Origin of the sequence: Streptomyces sp. NPDC048639, assembly GCF_043199075.1 — a bacterium.
Classification (GTDB): domain Bacteria; phylum Actinomycetota; class Actinomycetes; order Streptomycetales; family Streptomycetaceae; genus Streptomyces.
In genome coordinates this window covers 119,320-140,085 of record NZ_JBICVP010000009.1, presented here as the reverse complement: position 1 = coordinate 140,085, position 20,766 = coordinate 119,320, and the positions used below count along the sequence as shown (strand labels likewise).

General features: G+C 70.5%; 19 protein-coding genes and 1 tRNA gene. 13 read left to right on the top strand and 7 right to left on the bottom strand.

The window, feature by feature from the left end; all coding sequences use genetic code 11:
- Nucleotides 1-491: 491 nt before the first annotated feature.
- Nucleotides 492-1,208: a tRNA-dependent cyclodipeptide synthase gene (locus ACGFNH_RS24575; protein ID WP_393657107.1), complete on the bottom strand. Its 717-nt coding sequence runs from the start codon at nucleotides 1,206-1,208 to the stop codon at nucleotides 492-494.
- A gap of 556 nt (nucleotides 1,209-1,764) precedes the next feature.
- On the opposite strand from ACGFNH_RS24575, the gene ACGFNH_RS24570 reads away from it, so the two are divergent.
- Together ACGFNH_RS24570 and ACGFNH_RS24565 are read left to right on the top strand one after the other, a co-directional pair.
- Nucleotides 1,765-2,358 carry a DUF4232 domain-containing protein gene (locus ACGFNH_RS24570; RefSeq protein ID WP_393657106.1) on the top strand — a complete coding sequence of 198 codons (594 nt, stop codon included), beginning with the start codon at nucleotides 1,765-1,767 and terminating at the stop codon, nucleotides 2,356-2,358.
- Nucleotides 2,359-2,523: 165 nt separating this feature from the next.
- Nucleotides 2,524-2,910: a DUF1801 domain-containing protein gene (locus ACGFNH_RS24565; protein ID WP_393657104.1), complete on the top strand. Its 387-nt coding sequence runs from the start codon at nucleotides 2,524-2,526 to the stop codon at nucleotides 2,908-2,910.
- A gap of 603 nt (nucleotides 2,911-3,513) precedes the next feature.
- Here the strand turns inward: ACGFNH_RS24565 and ACGFNH_RS24560 are convergent.
- Nucleotides 3,514-3,600: transfer RNA gene (locus tag ACGFNH_RS24560), tRNA-Ser, on the bottom strand.
- Between the two features lie 251 nt (nucleotides 3,601-3,851).
- The gene (locus tag ACGFNH_RS24555; protein WP_393657102.1) at nucleotides 3,852-4,316 is read right to left on the bottom strand and encodes a DUF6233 domain-containing protein; all 465 of its coding nucleotides are present in this window, start codon (nucleotides 4,314-4,316) and stop codon (nucleotides 3,852-3,854) included.
- Between the two features lie 151 nt (nucleotides 4,317-4,467).
- Here ACGFNH_RS24555 and ACGFNH_RS24550 point away from each other — a divergent pair, with 151 nt between their 5' ends.
- Both ACGFNH_RS24550 and ACGFNH_RS24545 read left to right on the top strand, forming a co-directional pair.
- A complete protein-coding gene (locus ACGFNH_RS24550) occupies nucleotides 4,468-5,376 on the top strand; it encodes an alpha/beta fold hydrolase (protein WP_393657100.1) in 909 nt (302 codons plus the stop codon).
- A 47-nt stretch (nucleotides 5,377-5,423) separates the two neighbouring features.
- Complete coding sequence (locus ACGFNH_RS24545; RefSeq protein WP_393657570.1) at nucleotides 5,424-6,293, top strand: virginiamycin B lyase; 870 nt, start codon at nucleotides 5,424-5,426, stop codon at nucleotides 6,291-6,293.
- Nucleotides 6,294-6,570: 277 nt separating this feature from the next.
- On the opposite strand, the gene ACGFNH_RS24540 is transcribed toward ACGFNH_RS24545, so the two are convergent.
- On the bottom strand, nucleotides 6,571-8,253 hold the full coding sequence (locus ACGFNH_RS24540; RefSeq protein ID WP_393657098.1) for a S1C family serine protease: 1,683 nt from the start codon (nucleotides 8,251-8,253) through the stop codon (nucleotides 6,571-6,573).
- 238 nt (nucleotides 8,254-8,491) lie between these two features.
- Here ACGFNH_RS24540 and ACGFNH_RS24535 point away from each other — a divergent pair, with 238 nt between their 5' ends.
- From ACGFNH_RS24535 to ACGFNH_RS24525, 3 genes are all read left to right on the top strand, one after another.
- Nucleotides 8,492-9,343, top strand: a complete 852-nt coding sequence (locus ACGFNH_RS24535) for a glycerophosphodiester phosphodiesterase (protein ID WP_393657096.1) — start codon at nucleotides 8,492-8,494, stop codon at nucleotides 9,341-9,343.
- 118 nt (nucleotides 9,344-9,461) lie between these two features.
- A complete protein-coding gene (locus tag ACGFNH_RS24530) occupies nucleotides 9,462-10,085 on the top strand; it encodes an ATP-binding protein (protein WP_393657094.1) in 624 nt (207 codons plus the stop codon).
- A 144-nt stretch (nucleotides 10,086-10,229) separates the two neighbouring features.
- Complete coding sequence (locus ACGFNH_RS24525; RefSeq protein WP_393657092.1) at nucleotides 10,230-11,213, top strand: DUF5926 family protein; 984 nt, start codon at nucleotides 10,230-10,232, stop codon at nucleotides 11,211-11,213.
- A gap of 249 nt (nucleotides 11,214-11,462) precedes the next feature.
- Here the strand turns inward: ACGFNH_RS24525 and ACGFNH_RS24520 are convergent, their stop codons facing one another.
- Nucleotides 11,463-12,179: a hypothetical protein gene (locus tag ACGFNH_RS24520; RefSeq protein ID WP_393657090.1), complete on the bottom strand. Its 717-nt coding sequence runs from the start codon at nucleotides 12,177-12,179 to the stop codon at nucleotides 11,463-11,465.
- A 270-nt stretch (nucleotides 12,180-12,449) separates the two neighbouring features.
- A complete protein-coding gene (locus ACGFNH_RS24515; RefSeq protein ID WP_393657088.1) occupies nucleotides 12,450-13,208 on the bottom strand; it encodes a bifunctional DNA primase/polymerase in 759 nt (252 codons plus the stop codon).
- A gap of 772 nt (nucleotides 13,209-13,980) precedes the next feature.
- Between ACGFNH_RS24515 and ACGFNH_RS24510 the strand changes: the two genes are divergently transcribed.
- Both ACGFNH_RS24510 and ACGFNH_RS24505 read left to right on the top strand, forming a co-directional pair.
- Entirely contained in the window at nucleotides 13,981-15,450 is a 1,470-nt protein-coding gene (locus ACGFNH_RS24510) for a PP2C family protein-serine/threonine phosphatase (RefSeq protein WP_393657086.1), read from the top strand.
- Nucleotides 15,451-15,570: 120 nt separating this feature from the next.
- Nucleotides 15,571-17,025, top strand: coding sequence for an aminopeptidase P family protein (locus ACGFNH_RS24505; protein WP_393657084.1), 1,455 nt, complete (start codon nucleotides 15,571-15,573; stop codon nucleotides 17,023-17,025).
- Nucleotides 17,026-17,064: 39 nt separating this feature from the next.
- Here the strand turns inward: ACGFNH_RS24505 and ACGFNH_RS24500 are convergent, their stop codons facing one another.
- Nucleotides 17,065-17,556, bottom strand: a complete 492-nt coding sequence (locus ACGFNH_RS24500) for an ATP-binding protein (protein ID WP_393657082.1) — start codon at nucleotides 17,554-17,556, stop codon at nucleotides 17,065-17,067.
- A 198-nt stretch (nucleotides 17,557-17,754) separates the two neighbouring features.
- Here ACGFNH_RS24500 and ACGFNH_RS24495 point away from each other — a divergent pair, with 198 nt between their 5' ends.
- The 4 genes from ACGFNH_RS24495 (at nucleotide 17,755) to ACGFNH_RS24480 (ending at nucleotide 20,759) form a co-directional block, all read left to right on the top strand.
- The gene (locus ACGFNH_RS24495) at nucleotides 17,755-18,753 is read left to right on the top strand and encodes a hypothetical protein (protein WP_393657081.1); all 999 of its coding nucleotides are present in this window, start codon (nucleotides 17,755-17,757) and stop codon (nucleotides 18,751-18,753) included.
- An 89-nt stretch (nucleotides 18,754-18,842) separates the two neighbouring features.
- A complete protein-coding gene (locus ACGFNH_RS24490; protein WP_393657079.1) occupies nucleotides 18,843-19,598 on the top strand; it encodes a YcnI family protein in 756 nt (251 codons plus the stop codon).
- A 58-nt stretch (nucleotides 19,599-19,656) separates the two neighbouring features.
- Nucleotides 19,657-20,304 carry an SCO family protein gene (locus ACGFNH_RS24485; protein WP_393657077.1) on the top strand — a complete coding sequence of 216 codons (648 nt, stop codon included), beginning with the start codon at nucleotides 19,657-19,659 and terminating at the stop codon, nucleotides 20,302-20,304.
- On the top strand, nucleotides 20,301-20,759 hold the full coding sequence (locus ACGFNH_RS24480) for a copper chaperone PCu(A)C (protein ID WP_393657075.1): 459 nt from the start codon (nucleotides 20,301-20,303) through the stop codon (nucleotides 20,757-20,759). The genes ACGFNH_RS24485 and ACGFNH_RS24480 overlap by 4 nt, the downstream gene beginning before the upstream one ends.
- Nucleotides 20,760-20,766 lie beyond the last annotated feature (7 nt).

Genomic DNA, 20,766 nt, shown 5'->3' with positions numbered 1-20,766 from the left:
ACATGGCACCCGGCAACGGCACCGGCATCGAAGACGATCCAGCCGCGAAATCGCATGAGGCTCCGCCCCCCTGACGCCCCTTGAGGGCGCTGTCCCGCCGGAATGCGACTTCGTCGCCGGCTCGGCCCGGCCTCGTCCTGCAACAACAAGCACGCGGCGAGCAGCCCGAGATGGCCGACGACAAGAAGTCCACGACCACGAAGGAGCCACCACGAAGGAGCCGACGAGGAATCGGCACCCCGAAAGCATGCGTGACCCGGACCAATACCCCGCGGCTCGGGAGACGCCTGGGAGACAGACGCTGATCGAGAGCGATCCACAGGCGGGAAACGGTGAGACAGTCCGAATCCAGTAGGGGTGCCCCTCGCCGGGGGGCACCCCCTCTGATCTGTGAGGAGCCTGGCTCACTGCTGCGGCCGAACCCCCTGGCCCACTCATGGCCCACGCCTCCTGCGTGAACCCCGGCACCTTCGTTACGGGCGAAGAGTGCTTCAGATCGATTCCGTGACGGTGAGGTACCCCTGCGCGGGGCTGGCCGAGAGCATGAAATGCCCCGCGAAGATCCGCTCGCCGAGTTCCCAGGGCTGGTGGTAGGCGAGCAGGGATTCCTCCACGCCGAGAACAGCTGGGGTTTCCAGGAAGAAGGGAAGTTCGGCCATCACATAGGCAGCGGCATGCTCGGCTTGTTCCACGGTGACGGGATCATTGATGCCGAGCACGGTGCGCAGGCGCCCGAGGACGGCCCTCTGGGCCATCTCAAGGCAGGCCGCACGAAAGGAACTGTCGGCCTGGAAGGCGGCTTCGCCTGCCGACTTGAACTTCTGGTAGACGGGGTGGTCGGCGAACTCGGATATCGAGACGACCCTGGCATCGACCTGGGTCGGGCCCAGCGCACGGAAGGCGTCCTCGACCGAGCGCCGGTTCCGCGTCACCGCCCGCCGGGCTTTGTAACGGGCCTTGCCCTCCGGCGTTCCGATGGCTTCCAGCTGCAGTGCGGACTCCTCGCCGGCCAGCAGCACATCGAAGCTGTCGAAGCTGGTGGCCGCCCAGCGGATGAGCCGGGCGACGTACTCGTCCGAGAACCGACTGTTGAACGGGCTTATGCCGACGAGTACGTGCTTCCTGCGTGCGAATATCTCCGCGCAGTTCCTTGTAGCCGGAGAGGCAGTGAACTCGCACACACCCGCAGGGACCGCTACGACTGACATCTATTGTTCTCCCACTCTGGAAGTCCACCTGTTTACGCAGCACTGACCATCGGGCAAGAACCGGTCTCGTCCGCGCGGAAACGGCTTCGGGTATTTCCCAGGAACTCCTCGCTGTGTGAACGAGCTTGAAGCACGGCCGGTTCAGGCTCTTCCCTCGAGAGTCGCAACAGGTCACAACTGGGGGGCCTCCGGCGGGCGCAGCAAGGTGATATCGCGGCACCAGAGCGCACCAGCCGCACCGCCGTCACGCGGCGCGACACACGCCGGGATTTCGGGTCACGCGCGCCCGTGGCGATGCGGACGGGTGGACCTGATCGGAAGTTTCTTCTCGCCGCCAGGCAACCCCTGCGCGTCCGGCGCGTGTATCTCTCGGGTCGCCGAGGCAGCCCCCGGGCCGGATCCCTGCCGTGTCCGTAGCGATGACCGCAACGCACCACTCCCGGCGCGGCGCTCAGCGCACACGGCTGTGCGCGGACCGGACCGGGGGCCCCGCCCCTTGGCGATCCGGACCGTGTGATGACCGATTAATGAAAGAGAACCAGTGAACATACGCACCATGGGCGTCCTCCTGTCCTCCGTGGCCATGGCAGTGGCCCTGACCGCCTGCAACGACAACGCCCCGGACTCCGCCAAGGGGAACGGCGAGGGCAAGGGCCAGGGCATCGCCGAGGGTGAAAAGGACCCCGGGTCGGGCGGTGGCGCCTCGACGGGCGGATCGGGTGGCGGCACCTCGGACGCGAGTGTCCCGAAGTGCAAGACGACTCAGCTGAGTTACACGATCGAGCCGGTCGAGCGACCGCTCAATCATGTTGTTCTCGAAGCCAAGAACGACGGCCCGTCCGCCTGCCGGATCCCCAAGGCTCACCCCCGCATCGTCTTCGTTCTGGAGACGGGAGAACCGGCTGCCTACGACCCGAAGACCGATGACGGCGCCGGCCGGATCACGCTGTCTCCCGGACAGAGTGCTTATGCCGGCGTGATGACCCTGGCGGCCGACGCAAAGGAGTCGGACATCCTGGAAGCGACGACGGCCAGCGTTTCCCTGGATGACGAGGATTCCGGCAAGGACATCAAGCTCGACAACCTGTCCATCACCAGTCCTGAGGTGGGTCCTTGGTCCAGCAGTTTCGAGGATGCCGTGAACGGCTGATGTTCCCGTCAGGTGGCCCCCGCCGTCCGGCCGGGGCCACCAGGCTCCCGGCGCACACGCCGGATCGCAGGCCACCGCGGAGAGCAAACGAGGAACCATTTCCATCGCCGCTTTTCGACGGCGGCGTTCCCACCCGACCGGGAGGCAGGAATGTCAACAGGCATAGTGACGCAGGACGACAGCATCTTCACAGCGATGACGGACGGCATACCGCCAGGCATGCGCGATCTGGCCAACGCCTGCCGCACCCTGATCCATGACGTGCTGCCGCAGACGGTGGAGGTGGTCTGGCCGAAACAGCGGACCGCCGGCTACGGCACCGGGCCGAAGAAGAACACCGAGCAATTTTGCTGGATCACCCCCTACACCCAGCACGTAGCGCTGGGGTTCTACTACGGTGCCGAGTTGCCCGATCCCGAAGGAATCCTCGAAGGGACCGGAAAATCCATGCGCCATGCGAAGATCCGCGCGCGGGACGACCTTGAGAGCCCGGCACTGCGCAAGCTCGTCGAGGCCGCCACCACCCATCGCGTGCCGCCGCCGCAGCTCTGACCCTGACAGCCAAGTGACGGGGCCCTGGCGAACCTCGGGGCCAGGCCGGCATGTCGGCCTCCTGAATCGCGTCTGACTCACATCGCGTTCCCGCGAGCGTCCCTCCGCCTACGCGGCCCATCCGCAGCGAGGCCAACCAGCCCGAAGAAGCCGAAGAAGCCGCCGGCCAGCGCAATCCACCATCCGTCGTACACGACGAAGGCCCAGAACAGTGAGCCCCCAACGATCAGGAGAACGATCCCCAGAACGATGCCGAAAGGATCACGCCGTTCGGTGTCCTCAACCTCGATGATGTGGCGAATGGTCTCATCGATGTGATTACGCAGGTCCGCCCGTACTGGGCTGTCCTCCGGCAGTAGGGCTAGCAGTTCCAGGTCGGCTTTGGCCCTGTCCCGGCCATGCGCCCGGTTGTAACCGGCGCTGCACTAGAAGACCGATCAGTCCCACCACGCCGACTGCGATCGTTGCCAACGCTCCCCAATCCACCCCGTGCCCCTCTCGTGCCCGATCGACTGGAGAACAACGGGGAACGTCGGGCGGGCGCAGCAAATTGATGTGCCAACGGCCCCTAACCGATCTCGCTGGTCAGGGGCCGTTCACGTGCGGAGGGTGTGGGATTTGAACCCACGGTGACATCGCTGCCACGACGGTTTTCAAGACCGTTCCCTTAGGCCGCTCGGGCAACCCTCCCTCGCTCCGTCCACCTGCGGCGGAGCGGGGTACAGCCTACCGGCCGCGGGAAGCCGTGCGGGGCGATGGGCCGTGGTCGGTCCGGTCGTTGGGGCCGCACGGTGACCGCCCACCGTACGCCGGGCCGTGGCCACCCCTCGCGCGTCGGCCGTGGCCACCGGTCGCGTCCCGGCCGTCGCCACCCCTCGTGACGCCGGGTGGGCAGTGGTCCTTCGTACCCCGGCCCCGGCCGCCGCGTCCGCTCATGGCGGTCAGTGGCGGCGGAGGGCGCGTTCCGGGTGGCAGATGTCGCAGGGGGCCACATCCGGGTTGTGGAGGAGTGCGACCGCTTCGGCCGTGGTGATGCGGCGGTGGGCGGCGCTGGGTTGCCAGCAGTCGCGGCGGTGGAGGCGGCGGCTGGGGCCGTCGATGGTGCGCCAGAGGTTCTCCACCAGGAACTGGCGGCCGGCGACCGCCCCGTTGGTGGGCACCGCGTCGTAGCTCTCGCCCGGGATGGGGACGACGCGGTCCGCAGGCATGCTGAAGGCCACCGGGGTCGGTTCGGCGACGGTCCGGCCGTCGGGCAGCCGGGTGCGCGCGACGAGGACGGCTTCGAGCTCGTACCACCAGCGCCCGTCCCGGGTGCGGGTGCGACCGGTGACGACCACGTCGAGCTGCTGCCCGTCGGGGAGGGTTGCCCGGGCCCAGGGGCCGGCCGCGGCGTACCGATCGTTCACGACGTTCGATTCTAGTTCGAATACCTCGTCCGGTGCGACGCGGCACCTGTCCTGTGCGATCGAAGGTTGATCAGCACGGGATGCTGATGGTGAGGGTGGCGGTGGGGAAAAGCAGTTGCACCTGTTGCCTTCTCGCAGGCAGGGTGCGGTGGTGATCGGGACAGAGATCGAACTCCCCGTCGCCGACGGGGTTCTATCGGGCGTTGACTTCGGCGGTCACGGTGAGGGTGTGCTGCTTGTCCATGGCAGCGGGCACAACGCCGCGGCTTGGGCGGATGTGGCGTCCTATCTGGTGAGCGACTGCCATCCGATCGCCCTGGATCTGCGTGGCCATGGGCAGACCCGGCTCGACTCCACCGATCCCGAGCAGTACTGGCGGGACATCGGTGACGTCGCCACGGCGCTGTCCTGGAACCGCCCCGTGCTGGTGGGCCATTCCACCGGGGGCTACGCGGTGACGGCCGTTGCCGCGGCGGGTTCGGTGGAACCGGCCGCCCTCTGCGTCGTCGACGGCGTGGTGCTCGATGACCGAGACACGTCACTCGCCGATCATGCTGCCCTGCGGGCCACCGAGGCGTCGGACCGCCTACGGACGATGTTCCGCTACGGCTGGAGCGCCACCGACGAGCAGATGCAGGCCCACGTCGAACAGTGCGTGCGGGAATCCGGAGAGGACTGGCTCAATGCCGGAGCACGGCCCGCGCTCGTGGAAGAGGTCACGCGGCGCTCCTTCCTTCGCCGGGACCACTCGTGGGTACGGCAGCCGGCCATCGAGGAGATCGTGACTGTCAGCGCCGTGGAACCCGGTGCAGAGGTCTTCCCCAGCATTGACGTGTACGACCGCCTCACCTGCCCGATGACGATCGTGCTGGCCGACGACGGCTTTTACGCCTCGCGGCGCGATGAGGTGCGTGCCATCGTCGATGCCGCCCCCGGCCGCCGGCTGGCCGACGTCAGCTCGAACCACAACGTCCCCATGACCAGGCCCGCTGACCTCGCCGCGATCATTCTCGACCTGGTACGAGACCGAGCCCCGACATCGGGCAGCAACGTTTGCTGAACCCATCCCCACAAGGAGTTGCTGTGCACCAGAGCGAAGGTCCGGCCATGAGGGAGATCTCGGTGGCGGACAAGGGGGCTGGGCCTTACGGCATCACGGCCGGTCCTGACGGTGCCCTGTGGCTCACCTTCGCGCACAGTGGCCGCATCGCGCGGCTCACCCTCGACGGCGAAGTCAGGGAATACCCCCTGGACTCGCCTTCGTGCCGTCCCACGGTCATCACCCCCGGGCCCGACGGGGCGCTGTGGTTCACCCGGTCCCAGGACCACCGGATCGGCCGCGTCACCACCGACGGTGACGCCGAATCCTTTCCCGTCCCGACACCCGACAGCGGACCCTTCGGCATCACCGCAGGCCCGGACGGAGCCCTGTGGTTCACGGAGATGAACACCGACAGCATCGGCCGTATCACCGGCAAGGGAGAGATCACCGAGTACGCCCTTCCTGTCGCGGGCGCCTATCCCTCGGCGATCACCACAGGCCCTGACGGAGCCCTGTGGTTCACCCTCAACCAGGCGAACTCGATCGGCCGCATCACTGTGCACGGCGACATCACCCTTCACCCCCTCCCCACCCCAGGCGCCGCCCCCGTGGGCATCACCAGCGACAGCGCGGCCGTGTGGTTCGTTGAGATCGCAGCGGGCCAAATCGGCAGGATCTCGATGACTGGAGAGATCACCGAGTTCCCGCTACCCGACCGCACGGCGAAACCGCACGCCATCGTCGCGGCCCGTACCGGGGACTGCTGGTTCACCGAGTGGGGAGCCAACCGCGTCGGCCGCATCACCGCGAGCGGCGAGATCGCCGAGTACGACCTGCTGTCACCGTCATCCGAACCGCACGGCATCACTCTGGGTCCCGACGGAGCCCTCTGGGCGGCTCTTGAGACGGGAGGAATCGCGCGGGTAGCACCGTAGCCGCGGACCGGGAGTCGCCACTGCTGCCGGACTTCGTTGCCGAACAGCCGGTTTTCCCCTGTGCCTGCCAAGCACAACGCTCATGGCTCGCCAGTTACGGCGCTCTGTCGCAAGTGACCTGGAACCACTCAAACTTCACCGACAATTGATCAACCTTCGATGGCACACAACACGGTGGGCACCGTCCAGCGCCGGGCGCAGCACAACCGGCGAGCACAGCAGTGGGGCGCCGGACCAGGTCCGGCGCCCCACCGTCATGCTGTGCGGCGGTGCGCGATCAGCTGTCGCCTGCGCGGGAGCCCAGTGTCACGTTCACCGTCGACGTCTTGCCGCCGCGCTTGTAGGTGAGCTTGACCTGGTCGCCCGGCTTATGGGTCCAGATCGTGCTGATCAGGGTCGGGCCGCTGTCGATCACGGTGTCGTCCAGCTTCGTGATGACGTCGCCGGGCTTGAGACCCGCCTTCGCCGCCGGGCCGTTCGGGGTGATCGCGTCGCCGCCGCCGTTGCCGTTCTGCGGGATGCGCGCGCCCGCGCCCTGGTCCCGGATGTCCACCTGGACACCGATCACGGGGTAGACGGGCTTGCCGGTCTTGATCAGGGTCTCGGCCACACGCTTGGCCTGGTTGATCGGGATGGCGAAGCCGAGGCCGATGCTGCCGGACTGCTGGGCGCCGTCGCCCCCGAGGCCGTTGCCCGCGGACTGGATGGCGGAGTTGATGCCGATCACGGCGCCCTGCGCGTTGAGGAGCGGCCCGCCGGAGTTGCCCGGGTTGATCGAGGCGTCCGTCTGCAGGGCGCTCATGTACGAGGCGTTGTTGCTGGCGCCGTCGCTGGAGGCGACCGGGCGGTTCTTGGCGCTGATGATGCCCGTGGTGACCGTGCCGGCCAGACCGAAGGGGGCGCCGATCGCGATGGTCGAGTCGCCGACCGCGGTCCTCTTGTCCGAGTCGCCGAGCGGCAGCGGGTTGAGCTTCGCGTCGTCGGCGTTCTTGAGCTTGAGGACGGCGACGTCGTAGCCCTGGGCCTTGCCGACGACCGTGGCGTCGTACTTCTTGCCGTTGGAGAACGTCGCGGTCAGCTTGCCGCCGTCGGCCGCCGAGGCCACCACGTGGTTGTTGGTGAGGATGTGGCCCTGCTTGTCGTAGACGAAGCCGGTGCCGGTTCCCCCCTCACCCTGGTTGCCCTGTGCCTCCAAGGTCACGACGCTCGGGAGCGCCCGCTGCGCTATGCCGGAGACGGACTTGGGCGAGCGGTTGAGGACCTCGGGGTCGCCGGAGGAGGAGACGGTGGTCGAGTCGGAGCCGTCGTCACCTCCCGTGGCGAGGATGCCGATGCCGGCGCCGAGGCCGCCGGAGAGCAGTGCCGCGGCGAGCACGGCCGCGATGAGCTCGCGGTTGCGGCGGCGCGGTGAGGCGCCGTCCGGGGGTACGGACTCGGGCGCGCCGCCCCATCCGTTCCAGCCACTGCCTGGTCCGCCGGGTCCACCGGGTCCGCCCGGTGGCGGAGGCCAGCCGGCGCCGCCGGCCGGGTTCTCGCCGCCCGGAGCCCCGGGATGGCCGGGCTGCCCCCCATGGGCGCCCGGAGTCCGATGGCCGCCCGGTCCGCCGGGTGTGCCCGGTCCGCCCTCGGCCGGCGACATCGCGGCGGGGTACTGGGCCGTTCGGGCGACGGAGTCGCCCTGCCCGGCACCCACCGGAGGAAGCTGCGCGGTCCGCTCCTCGGGCGCGTGCAGCGGGTAGTCCGAGCCCGCTGCACCGGGTGCGCCGCCCTGTGCGGCCGCCTCGGCGGGGGGAACGGCCGGCGGCATGGGCGGTACGGGCGGCGTGGGCGGCGCGTGCTCCGCACGGTGGGCGGAGTCTGCGGTCGGTGCGCCGGACGCGGACGCGGGCCCGTTGCCCGGCGTCTCGGGCGCCGGCTCCGCATCACGCGGAACGGCAGCGCCCTCGTTCTCGGTGCTCACAGCTTTCTCCTCAGGTGCACGTCAGTCGCTCGATCGCGACGTTACGTCAGTATTCATCGGTCACGGCCCACGTAACCCACTCTCCCTGCCAGCATTTCCCACAGGGCGTCAGAGCGCCGTAAGCAGTGACAGCGCCTGGACCGCCATCCTTTATCCCGGACGAATCGGACGCATCCGCTGACTCCCGGTGCGGGGGCCGTCCGAGCGGCGTCCCGCCGGGCGGTGGCACCATAACGCGGTGACCTATGCGCATCCGGCCCGCGGCCTCCGCCCGGGGCCGCACACGATTTCCGTGGTGGCCCACCGCGGCGCGTCCGAGGATGCCCCTGAGCACACGCTGGCCGCGTACCGCAAAGCCATCGAGGACGGCGCCGACGCGCTGGAGTGCGACGTACGGCTCACCGCGGACGGCCATCTCGTCTGCGTGCACGACTGGCGGGTCAACCGGACCTCGAACGGCCGCGGCGCGGTCTCCGCCCTGGAGCTCTCCGACCTCGCCGCCCTCGACTTCGGCTCCTGGAAGCAGGGCGACGCGGTCCGGGAGACGGGCGAGTCCCCGGACTGGGACGAGGGCGGGGTGGAGGACCGCACCTCCGTCCTCACCCTGGAACGCCTCCTCGAACTCGTCTCGGACGCCGGCCGCCGCGTCGAGCTCGCCATCGAGACCAAGCACCCGACCCGCTGGGCCGGCCAGGTCGAGGAGAGACTGCTGCAGCTCCTGCGTCGCTTCGGCCTCGACAGCCCGCCGCCGGGGGAGCCCTCTGCCGTACGTGTCATGAGTTTCTCGGCCCGCTCGCTGCACCGCGTGAACTTCGGGGCACCGGAGGTTCCCACCGTTTATCTGATGCAGTTCCTCTCGCCGCGCTACCGCGACGGGCGGCTCCCGGGGGGAACCCGCATCGCCGGGCCGGGTATGCGGATCCTGCGCAACCACCCCGGGTACGTGGAGCGCGCGCACCGGGCGGGAAACCGGGTCCATGTGTGGACCGTCGACGATCCGGCGGACGTGGAGCTCTGCCGGCACCTCGGGGTCGACGCCATGATCACCAACCGCCCACGGCAGGTGCTGACTCAGCTCGGCCGGCCGTAGACATCCCGTTCCGGCACGACCGTCCGAATTTCCCCCCAACTGCTACCGAGCCCCAGAAACCGGCCTGTTCATCACAAGGAGTGCACCGGCGCGTTCGGTGCGTATTCGATCGTTGCAGGTGCGCCACGGGATCGCAGTTGGCCGGTTTCCGGTCCAGTCCAGGAGGGCATCCATCCCGTGGCGTGGGGCAAAGGAGGTCTCGGGGGTGGCGTTGGTGGTGGCACAGGATGTGCCGACGTCGTCGATCATGGCCGTACCCCATGGTCCAGCGGGCGTGGGTGTGGCGCGGCGCAGGATGCGCGAAGGACTCCGTATCGGCGGGATTCCCGACTGTGTCGTCGACGATGCCGTCCTCGTACTCTCCGAGTTGCTCAGCAACGCGTACCGGTACGCCCGCCCGCTGCACGGCGGGATGAACGGGGACGGACCCGACGCGGTGCGCGCCGCCTGGCGCGTGGACGAATTCGGCCGGCTCACGGTCGAGGTGACGGACGGCGGCGGTCCGACCCGTCCCCTTCCGGCCACTCCCTCGGTCACCGCCCGCGGCGGCCGCGGTCTCAACATCATCACCGCACTCGCCCAGGACTGGGGCGTACGGGACAACGCCGCGGGTGAAGTCACCGTGTGGGCCGTGCTCATCGCAGCACCACGGCGCGGCGGTATGTCTACGCGCGTGGGAGTCCCCGTGCTCGACGTCGCCGAACTCTTCGACGGCTTCGACCCGTCGCCGGGGCTCGGCTGACCCTTCACGCACCAGGGCGTGTACGAGGCGAGCGCGAGGACGCATGCCCTGCGGGACGCCCGGCACGCGGCGCACGGCACCCGGCACGGCGAAGGACTAGGCTCAGCGGCCAAGAATCGACGCCGTAACGGAGAAACCGACGCCATGGCCAAGAAGCGCCCTCAGACGAAGGCCAAGACCTCCGGCAGGACCTCTGCCCCCCAGGTCTCCGATGGAGACATTCCGGTCGTGGGCGCGCGTGAGCCCTGCCCGTGCGGTTCCGGCCGCCGCTACAAGGCGTGCCACGGGCGGGCCGCGGCCCACGCCGTGGCCGAGCTCGTACAGCGCCCGTTCGATGGGCTGCCGGGCGAGTGCGACTGGGTCGCCCTGCGTGAACTCGTCCCCGCCGCGACCGTGGAACTCACCCTGAAGAGCGGGCTGCCCGAGGGCGTCCCGTCCGTCACCCTCGCCACCGTCCTGCCGATGGCCTGGCCCGCACTGCGCCGCGAGAACGGCGCCGTGCTGCTGGGCCTGCAGAACGACACCGCGTCCGGGGACATCAGCCGCGACCTCGCCGACGTGCTGCGGCGCGCCCTGGAGGCGACGCCGGGCAATCCGGTGCCCGCCGAGCGCGTGCCCGCCGAGAGCCCGCGCCTGCAGGACCTGCTCGACCCCGAGGCTCCGTTCACGCCGGTCGTGCACAGCGGCTTCGAGTTCTGGCTCGAGGACTCGGCGAACTCCTCGCCGGAGGTGGCCGCTTCGCTGGAGCGGGCGAACGAGGCCGCGATCCCGACGGCGCGGCTCTCCGGGGTCGAGGCGGCGTACTGGTGCCGTACACCGGAGAAGAACCATCTGCGCTGGGTCATGCCGCACCCCGAGGAGAAGCTGGTCGACGCCCTCTCCCGGCTGCATGCCGCGGGGACGTCGGCGCTGGGCGAACACACGCGTCTCGTCGGCTCGTTCCGCGCCCACGGGCTCGTGGTGCCGGTGTGGGACCTGCCGAGCGCGATGGAGGCGGACGACGTCGAGAAGCCCGCGCAGGAGTTCGCGGAGCGTCTCGCCGAGGCGCTGGCTTCCGACGCGCCGCTGACCGCCGACGAGCGGCGGGCGCGCGGCGGGCTCACCAACCGCCAGGTGACGTTGAGCTGAATCCCGGGTGGAGTCGGTCCGGATGAGGTGAGTCGGGTGGGCCGGGAGCGGAATCTCCCGGCCCACTTCGGCACCCGGACGTGACTCTCATCACAACTCCCCCTACTGAGCGGTAAATCGGGGCCCGGATTTCCGCGTTGGAATTTGCGAACGGCGGATCTCTTGTTACGGTTCTGGAAGCCCGGTCGCTGGTGCATCCCCCGTCGCCAGCGACCGGGCGTTTCCATGCCCGGATACGGCCAGGGTTCCTCAACCCGCCTCGGTTTCCGGTGAGTTGCTCCCCGACCGCAGCAGCAGCCGGTCCGAGTCCGCCGACGCGATCTCCGCCACCGCCCCGTACACCGCACTTTGCGACAGCTCACGCTCCGCATCATGCGCCGCCTCCCGTGCGGGAGTTGCGAGGGGGACACGGCCGGCCCGGCGCGGCGTCTCGCACGTACCCGGGGCGCCCCCGGCCTCCAACTCGCAATGCACCTGGACCGTCCTGCCCTCCGGGCCCATCAGGCTGAGGATGGCGCGCAGCGCGCGGCCGGTGGTGTTGCGGTAGTACGTGCGCCCCCAGGTGTCGCCGCCCTCGCTCTGGACGCAGGTCTGCGCCTCGAGCCCTTCGGGGGAGGTGACTTCGGGGCCGCACCGGGAGGTGCCGGTGAGCTGGAGGTCGGACAGCAGCTCGGCCGTGCCGCGAGCAGCGACGGGGGAGCCGTCCCCCGTGCGCTCGCCGTCACCGGACCCGCGCGCCTTCCCGTGGCCGGACCCGCGCGCCTTCTCGTCGCCGTCGTGCGCCGGGGCGGCCGAAAGGGAGAAGGACGGTGCGGCGGGCGGGGCTTCGGGCCGGGTGCCGCGGTCCCCCAGGCCCACAGGACCGGCCGATGCGGCAGCCAGCGGGAGTACGGCGGCGAGGACCACGGCGCCGACGAGTGCGGCAGTCCGGAGGTTCGACCCGTGCGGATTCGGCGCCTGCTCCATGAGGACCCACCTGCAACTCGCTGAGAACGCTTGACGGCAGGCCGAACATATCGGTCGGAGCGGGGTTCTCCGGACGCCGGAGAGCATGTCCCGTACAACTCCGCCCGGCTCGTACCCGTACGAGTGAACGCGGGTCGGAGCCGGCGCGGAGTGCGCGTCGGGGCCGCGGCGGGGCGGCAGTTCGGGCCGCTCGTCGCGTGCGGCCCGGCGGGAGGTCAGCGGGCGGAAAGGTGCCCCCCACGGGCATCCGCCCCGATGACCCCCCGCCTGTCAGTAGGCGAGGCGGCTTCCCCCGCCGGGAGCGCGCGTGCTCGCTTCGACCAGCGCGTCCACGACCGTGGCGACATCGGGCAGCCACGGCTGCTCTCCGCCGTCGGCCTGCGCCTTCCTCGCCGCGGACTTCCCCAGTCGCCGGCCGGAACCGGCGCCGTCGCCGCGGACCTCCGACGCGGGCCGCGGGGCGCGCTCCCAGCGGACCAGGCCGAGGCCGGTCTGGGAGGGCGGCAGGACCACATAGCCGCCGTCGCCGTGGAAGCGCAGCGAAGCGGGCACCCACTCCTGCTGGTGCAGCAGTTCGCCGAGCACCTCCAGGGAGTACGGCGCCACGAGGATCGACCAGCGGGTCGGGGTCGCCACGACCGGCCCGATCCGGACGCCCATGCCGTCGAGTTCGGTGAGCGCCTGCGAAGCGGCGACCGCCGGCAGGCTCACGGCGCACGGCGCAAGCCCCCCGGTGGCCAGCACGATGGGGGCCGTGGGCCGGTTCTCCCACCACCACCGCACCATGCGCGCATCGGTCGTGGCCGCGAGCAGTCCGGGATCGAACGGGTGGGCGCCGGGCACCACGCAGTCCGGGTGCGGACAGGCACAGTTGTACGCGCCGCTGCCGCCGGGCTGGAGCCCCACGCCCGGGAGGACCGGCCACTGCCACTCGGTGGCGCAGGTGAGCGCCGCCTTGAGCAGGTCCGGCTTCCCGCTGCGCCTACGCCTGGGCAGGAGCCTGCGTCGCCTTCCGAGGATCTCGCGCATGAGCGCTCGTTCCTTTCCGCTAAACGCCGAGGGTGGGGAACCCCCCGCCGGAGGCAGGGAGAGCCAACGCGTGCACACACGCTGTACCGGTGTACCGCCACCGGAGGTACGGAATTACCTAGTGCACCGATCTCTGTGCCGTCGAACTGCAGGGCAGTACGTGGCGCTCCACAAGGCCGTTCAGATCGTTCACGCCATGTGGATCATTCGTCACTGCGCGTTCTCAGCAGCGCATCACGTCGCGGGCCGAGCGTGGGACTTGGCGGGGGGTGGCGCATGCATGGCGCTTACCGTCCTGAACTGCTTCCCCCTGCTTGCGGCAGGGACCCCACGCCGATCGGGGACGGGCGCCGTTGCCGACTAGGACGCTCGAGGTCGCCACGAGGTTCCGGGGCGGCCCCCAACTGCCCCTGCCCTTCTCCGAGTACGTACCCAGCTCGATGGAGGTGACGCGTTGTGGATTGCCTTCAGTCGAGCGCAAATCGGCGGGAGCGAGGCGGTTTTCCGGCCAAGTTGTGAACCTCGCAGACACCAACAAGCCCGTCGGCGCAGTGCTGGACACACCCCAGGCCTGCGTGTAGATGTGGAGGCATTGGTAGCGGCGCAGCATGACATGGGGGTTTGTGATGCTATTGCGAGGAATGCAACGCCTGGACCGTCCCGCGACAACATGCGAAGAAACGCCGCCATTCAGAACAAATGGGACAGGCAAAGAGGTGGTCACCACCTCAGGACCGACAGCGCGGCGAACCTTCTCGGGAAGTTGCCGACCATGAGTTCTCACCATCCACCGAAAGTGGCTGGAATCGATTCAGCTCTTCCCGCCTCCCCGCATAATGCGACACCCGCCGCCCACTCCGCCCGGCACCGGGCCGAGCCCGACGAGGACGTATCCCCCGCCGTGCAGGACATCAGCCCGGTCGACCAGCTCGCCGCCGTCCAGGACCGCCTCGCCGGCTGGATCTCCGATCTCACGACGCTCCACGAGCTGACCGAGCGCCTCGCGCGCATCGGCACCCTCGACGCCGCCCTGCACGAACTGCTGCGTGCGGGAGCCGCACTCGTCGGCGCCCAGCGCGGCCTGATCGTCCTCCGGCCCGCCGACGGCCACGGCCCCGAGACCACCGTCGGCCTCGGACTCGGCCCCGCCGAACTCGGAACGATCGAGACCATCCCGCGCAGCGCCGCCTCGTACGGCCGGATCCTCGACGGCCTGCCCGAGCAGGAGGGCGGCGCCCGCACCGAGGTCGCCCACCCCGACCTGCGCAACGAGCCGGACCTCGACCCCCGCCAGCGCGAGGTCGCAGCGCGCCTCGGCTACGCCGCGAGCTATGCCATCCCGCTCGCCACCGAGGCCGCAGGCCGTCTCGGCGCCGCGGTGTGGCTCTACGACGAGCCGACCGAGCCCGTCGAGCGGCAGCGCCATCTGGTCGGCCTCTACACCGACTACGCCACCGAACATCTCGCCCGCGAGCTGGAGCTGGCGCGCGCCCGCGCGACCGCCGCCACCATCCGCGAGGAGCTGCTGCCCAGCCGGCTGCCCCGCATCCCCGGAGTGCGGCTGGCCGTACGGCACCGCACGAGCCCGCGGGGCGGCGGCGACTGGTACGACGCACTGCCCCTGCCCGAAGGCGCTCTCGGCCTCGCCGTCGGCAGCGTCACGGGATCCGGGCCCAGCGCCGTCGCCGCCATGGGCCGGCTGCGCGCCTCACTGCGGGCGTACGCCGTGATGGAGGGCGAGGACCCGGTCGCCGTGCTCTCCGACCTCGAACTGCTGCTGCGGCTGACCGAGCCCGCCCGGTCGGCCACCGCGCTGTTCGCGTACTGCGAACCGTCCGGGCTCACCCCGGACGCGGGCCGCGCCCGGCACGTCACGCTCGCGGGCGCCGGCCACTGCCCGCCGCTGATCATCGGCGACCACCGGGCCGAGTTCGTGGAGACCTCGCTGTCCGCGCCGCTCGGGATGCTCTCCTGCTGGGAGGCGCCCAGCGTCGAGTTCGACGTGGAGCCGGGCGAGACCGTGCTCGCGTACAGCGACGGACTGCTGCACCGGACCGGCGAGCCGATGGACCGGGCCTTCGCACGGCTGCACGCGGCCGCGGCGAGCGTGCCCGCCGCCGTACGGCACGATCCGGACGCCGTCGCCGACCACGTCCTGTACGCCGTGCTGCCGGACGGCCGGGACGCGGTGGACGATCCGGAGGACGTCGTGCTGCTCGCCGCCCGCTTCGACGACGTCTGAGCCGGGCCGCCGGGCCGGGCCGCGCGTACGGCGCCCCGGCCGGGCGTGGCTGGTCAGGCCCTCTCCGGCCGTCTTCCCTCCCCCCATACCATGAGGGGGATCCCACTCGAGGAGGATGCCGTGACCGACCAGCCCGCGCCCGAGAACCCCGAAGGCGACGAGCCGATCAAGCAGCGGAAGAACGGCCTGTACCCGGGCGTCTCCGACGAGCTTGCCGAGAACATGAAGAGCGGCTGGGCCGACACCGAGCTGCGCGACCTGCAGCCGGTCGAGCAGGCCCCGTACGCCGCCCGCCGCCGTGCCGCGCTCTCCGCGCGGTTCCCCGGCGAGCGCCTGGTCATCCCCGCGGGCAACCTCAAGACGCGGTCGAACGACACCGAGTACCCCTTCCGTGCCGCGACCGAGTACGTGCACCTGACCGGTGACCAGACCCAGGACGGCATCCTCGTCCTGGAGCCGTCGGGCGACGGCCACGACGCGATGCTCTACCTGCTCCCCCGCTCCGACCGCGAGAACGGCGAGTTCTGGCTCGACGGCCAGGGCGAGCTGTGGGTCGGCAGGCGGCACAGCCTGGCCGAGGCGGAGCAACTGCTCGGTCTGCCCAGCCGTGATGTGCGCAAGGCCACCGAGGAGCTGAGCGCCCTCGACGGTCCGGTCCGCATCGTCCGCGGCCACGACGCCGGGCTCGAAGCGGCCCTCGCGGGCAGGACCACCGAGAAGCGCAACGAGGAGCTGCGGGTCTTCCTCAGCGAGCTGCGCGCGGTCAAGGACACGTACGAGATCGGCCAGCTCCAGGCGGCCGTCGACTCCACCGTCCGCGGTTTCGAGGACGTCGTGAAGGTTCTCGACAAGGCCGAGGCCACGTCCGAGCGCTACATCGAGGGCACGTTCTTCCTGCGTGCCCGCGTGGAGGGCAACGACGTCGGCTACGGCTCCATCTGCGCCTCCGGCCCGCACGCCACCACCCTCCACTGGGTGCGCAACGACGGCCCGGTCCGCTCCGGCGACCTGCTGCTCCTGGACGCCGGTGTGGAGACCCGCACCCTCTACACCGCCGACGTCACCCGCACCCTGCCGGTCAACGGGCGCTTCAGCGAGGTCCAGCGCCGGATCTACGACGCCGTGTACGAGGCGCAGGAGGCCGGCATCGCGGCCGTCAAGCCGGGCGCCAAGTACCGCGACTTCCACGACGCCTCGCAGCACGTGCTGGCCACCCGGCTCGTGGAGTGGGGCCTCGTCGAGGGCCCGGTGGAGCGGGTGCTCGAACTCGGTCTGCAGCGCCGCTGGACCCTGCACGGCACCGGCCACATGCTCGGCCTGGACGTGCACGATTGCGCGGCCGCCCGCACCGAGGCGTACGTGGACGGCGTGCTGGAGCCGGGCATGGTGCTCACCGTCGAGCCGGGCCTGTACTTCCAGGCGGACGATCTGACGGTGCCGGAGGAGTACCGCGGCATCGGCGTCCGGATCGAGGACGACATCCTCGTCACCGCGGACGGCAACCGGAACCTCTCGGCCGGGCTGCCGCGCGCCTCCGGCGAGGTCGAGTCGTGGATGGCCCGTCTCAAGGGCTGACGCTCACGTGGGCTGAGGGCGTCCGGGGTCTCTGAGGACTCAGGACGCCTTCAGCAGCGCGTCCTCACGCCACTTGAGGATCTTGTCGAAGCTCACGACCGCGCCCTGGCCGGGGCGGTTGCGGAAGTCGACGTGGTCGGCGAGGGCCTCGATCAGCCAGAGTCCGCGCCCGTGTTCGCGGTCCGCGTCCACGGGGACGGGCACGGGCGGAGGCGAGGGGAGCTGCGACCGCAGGGACGTGCCCTGGAGCACCCGCCCGATGGGGAACCCGGGACCCGAATCGGTCACCTCGATACGGCACTTGTCGCCGTCCAGGTAGGCGATCACGCGATACGCCCCGGACGAACCGTCCGGCGACGGATCCCCACCGTGCTCCACGGCGTTCGCACATGCTTCGGTGAGGGCGAGGGAGAGATCGTAGGAAATGTCCGGGTCGACACCGGCTGCTTCCATCGTGCCGAGCAGAAGCCGCCGGGCGAGCGGGACGCTCGCAGCCTCTCGCCGCAGATGGAGTGACCACCAAATGCTCATGCTTCAGCCTCCAGGCTGCGGCTCGACATACGGTTACGTATTGCCGTCCAAGCCGGTACATAAGCGCGGGATTGATGTGACTACGCTCATTCGGCGGATGTGCGGCGTCCTGCCGCCGGTGTAAGGCGATGGGATGTTCCCCGGGAATCCACCCCTGCCGTAGGAAACGGGTGAACCCGGTGCGATGATGGCGCGGCCATGTCCGCCCACCCTTCAGGCGGCCGGCTCCCCGCAGGGGGCAGCGCGCCCCGGACTGCGGTCGCGCGGGCCGGCACGGATCTGCGACTGCTGCGGGCCGCGGTGTTCGCCGCGGTCTGCGTCGTGCTGTCCGCCGCGGGGCACGTCCTGGCGTCGTGCACAGGGGTGCCGCTGTGGGCCCTGGCCACCGGACTTCTCGCGGTGTTCGCCGCTGCCGTACCGCTCGCCGGGCGCGAGCGGACGCTCCCCGGGATCGCGGGTGGACTCGCCGTCGCCCAGCTCGCGTTGCACGGCCTCTTCTGGCTGGCGCAGCACCTCGCGGCCGCGCAGCATCTCGCCGCCGCGCAGGGCACCCGCCCGCGCCGGCTCTCGGACGGCGCGCTGATCGCCCTCGCGGTACGGATCGTGTGCGGCGGCGACGGCGTACCGCCCCGGATGTCCGCCGAGCAGGCGCGGTGGATCGTCACCGCCTCCGGCATCGCCCCGTCGGGGACGCGCGCCTCGGGCGCGGGCGGGCACGCGGCCCACGGGATGGGTGAACACGCCACCGCCCACCATGCCTCCGGCGCGCTGGACCCGGCCGCGGCCGCCGCATCCCTCCCCTCCCTCACGGACGTTCCGCTGCCCTCCCTGCCGATGCTGCTGGCGCACCTGCTCGCCGCGGTCGCGCTGGGGCTGCTGCTGCGGCGCGGCGAGCAGGCGCTGTTCCGGCTCGTCCGGTTGTCGGCGCGCGGTGTGGCGGACGGCGTGGCCGAGGGGGTCACCGAAGGGGCGCTCGTACGGTCGTTGCGCGCCGCCCTCACTCTCGTACGCGCCCTGCGGGCCGGACTGCCCGGTGCGCCCGGCGGGTTGCCACTGCCCCCCGGCATCACCTCCGCCGCCGGGAAGGCCGGGCCGCGCTGCCCGGCGCTCGCTCACTCCGTGGGCCGGCGGGGCCCGCCGCGCTGCGTCCTCGCGGCCTGGACGCATCACGACACCAACACCGGCAGACCCGGATGAACCCGGGCCGATACGTCGGATGCTGTCGCGTCGCCGCCGCACGCGCGCCATCCCGTCCGACCCATCTGCCTTGTGGAGTGTCCGCAACCATGAAGATCTCCCGTCTCCCCGTCATCGGCGCCGTCGCCGCCGGTACCGTCCTGCTCGCCGCGGGACCGTGCTTCGCCCACGTCAGCGTGCAGCCCGGCGAGGCCGAGCAGGGCGGCTACAGCACCATCGCCTTCAAGGTCCCGAACGAGCGCGACAACGCCTCGACCACGAAGGTCGAGGTCAACCTCCCGACCGACCACCCGCTGGCCTCGGTCATGCCGCAGCCGGTCCCGGGCTGGGACGTGAAGGTCACCAAGTCCAAGCTCGACAAGCCGCTCGAAATGCACGGCGAGAAGATCACCGAGGCCGTCTCCAAGGTCACCTGGACCGCGAACGGCGACGGCAAGATCAAGCCGGGTCAGTTCCAGCAGTTCCCGCTCTCGGTCGGCCAGCTGCCCGAGGACGCCGACCAGTTGGTGTTCAAGGCCCTCCAGACGTACGACAACAAGGAGGTCGTGCGCTGGATCGAGGCGCCCACCGAGGGCGGCGAGGAGCCGGAGAACCCGGCGCCCGTCCTCAAGCTCACCGCGCCCGCCGAGGGCGAGGGCGGCCACAGCCACGGCGGATCGGACGACGCCAAGTCCGGGCAGAAGGAGGCCGGTGACGAGCACGGCGGCGAGCACGGTTCGGAGGCGGACGAGGCGGCGGGCGACGGCAGCGACACCACGGCCCGCGTGCTCGGCATCGTCGGCATCGTCGTGGGCGTGGCGGGTGTCGCGTTCGGCGTCCTCGCCGGCCGCCGCCGTTCCGCCTGACCGGCGTTCGCGACCCCTACCGACCGTACCGACCACATTTCACCGGGACTTCAGATCCATGCGCACTTCCAGCGTGCTCGCCGCCGCGTTCGCCGCGGCGGCGGCACTGACCCTGTCCGCGTGCGGAAGCGGTGACGCCGGCGGCGAGCCCGCCGCCGGCGCCTCCGCGCCCGCCCCCAAGGCCGCGACCGTCCTCGACCAGCCGTTCAACAAGCCCGATCTCGTCCTGAAGGACACCAAGGGCAAGAAGTACGACCTGGTCGAGGAGACCAAGGGCCACCCGACCCTGCTCTACTTCGGCTACACCAACTGCCCCGACGCCTGCCCGTTCACGATGAGCAACATCGACATCGCGATGCGGAAGCTGTCGCCGGCCGAGCGGAAGGAACTGCGGGTCGTCTTCGTCAGCTCCGACCCGGAGCGCGACACCCCGAAGCGGCTCGGGGAGTGGCTCAAGCAGCAGAACCCTTCCTTCATCGGGCTCACCGGCAGCTTCGACACCGTCCAGGCGGGCGCCCGTACCGTCGGCATCTACCTGGACAAGCCGAAGAAGCAGAAGGACGGCACCTGGTCCTCCTCGCACGGCACCCAGGTCCTGGCCTATCTCCCCAAGGACGACAAGGCCCACGTGCTCTACAGCAAGGACGCCACGGCCGAGGACTACGGCAAGGACCTGCCGAAGATCATCAAGGGGCGGACACCGTGAGCCGGCGAACAGGCGGCCTCGCGGGCGCGTTGGCGGTCTCGGCCGCCCTCGCCCTGTCCGGATGCTCGGGGTCCGGTTCCGGGTCCGGCGCCGAGCTGAAGGCCGAGGGCGCGTACGTGCCCCAGCCGGTCATGGCCGACATGGCCGGCGGCTACCTCGTCGTACGGAACACCGGGGACGCCGAGGACCGGCTCACCTCGGTCACCAGCGACCTCTCCGACGACGTCACGATGCACCGGACGATTGGCGGGACGATGGAGCGGGTCGACTCCCTCAAGATCCCGGCGGGCGGAGCGCTGAAGCTCGAACGAGGCGGTACCCACCTGATGTTCATGAAGCTGAAGCACAAGCCGGAGAAGGGCGAAAAGGTCGCCGTGCGCCTGAACTTCGCCAAGTCCGATCCGATCGAGCTGGACGTCCCCGTCGAGGCCGCCGGCTTCGCCCCACGGAAATGAGGGACTG

Excerpts from the sequence above, each read along its gene's own strand:
- ACGFNH_RS24520 (WP_393657090.1), bottom strand. The coding sequence starts at position 12,179 with ATGGAGCAGGCGCCGAATCCGCACGGGTCGAACCTCCGGACTGCCGCA.
- ACGFNH_RS24525 (WP_393657092.1), top strand. The coding sequence starts at position 10,230 with ATGGCCAAGAAGCGCCCTCAGACGAAGGCCAAGACCTCCGGCAGGACC.
- ACGFNH_RS24515 (WP_393657088.1), bottom strand. The coding sequence starts at position 13,208 with ATGCGCGAGATCCTCGGAAGGCGACGCAGGCTCCTGCCCAGGCGTAGG.
- ACGFNH_RS24495 (WP_393657081.1), top strand. The coding sequence starts at position 17,755 with ATGTCCGCCCACCCTTCAGGCGGCCGGCTCCCCGCAGGGGGCAGCGCG.
- ACGFNH_RS24500 (WP_393657082.1), bottom strand. The coding sequence starts at position 17,556 with ATGAGCATTTGGTGGTCACTCCATCTGCGGCGAGAGGCTGCGAGCGTC.
- ACGFNH_RS24545 (WP_393657570.1), top strand. The coding sequence starts at position 5,424 with ATGAGGGAGATCTCGGTGGCGGACAAGGGGGCTGGGCCTTACGGCATC.
- ACGFNH_RS24570 (WP_393657106.1), top strand. The coding sequence starts at position 1,765 with ATGGGCGTCCTCCTGTCCTCCGTGGCCATGGCAGTGGCCCTGACCGCC.
- ACGFNH_RS24510 (WP_393657086.1), top strand. The coding sequence starts at position 13,981 with ATGAGTTCTCACCATCCACCGAAAGTGGCTGGAATCGATTCAGCTCTT.
- ACGFNH_RS24575 (WP_393657107.1), bottom strand. The coding sequence starts at position 1,208 with ATGTCAGTCGTAGCGGTCCCTGCGGGTGTGTGCGAGTTCACTGCCTCT.
- ACGFNH_RS24485 (WP_393657077.1), top strand. The coding sequence starts at position 19,657 with ATGCGCACTTCCAGCGTGCTCGCCGCCGCGTTCGCCGCGGCGGCGGCA.
- ACGFNH_RS24490 (WP_393657079.1), top strand. The coding sequence starts at position 18,843 with ATGAAGATCTCCCGTCTCCCCGTCATCGGCGCCGTCGCCGCCGGTACC.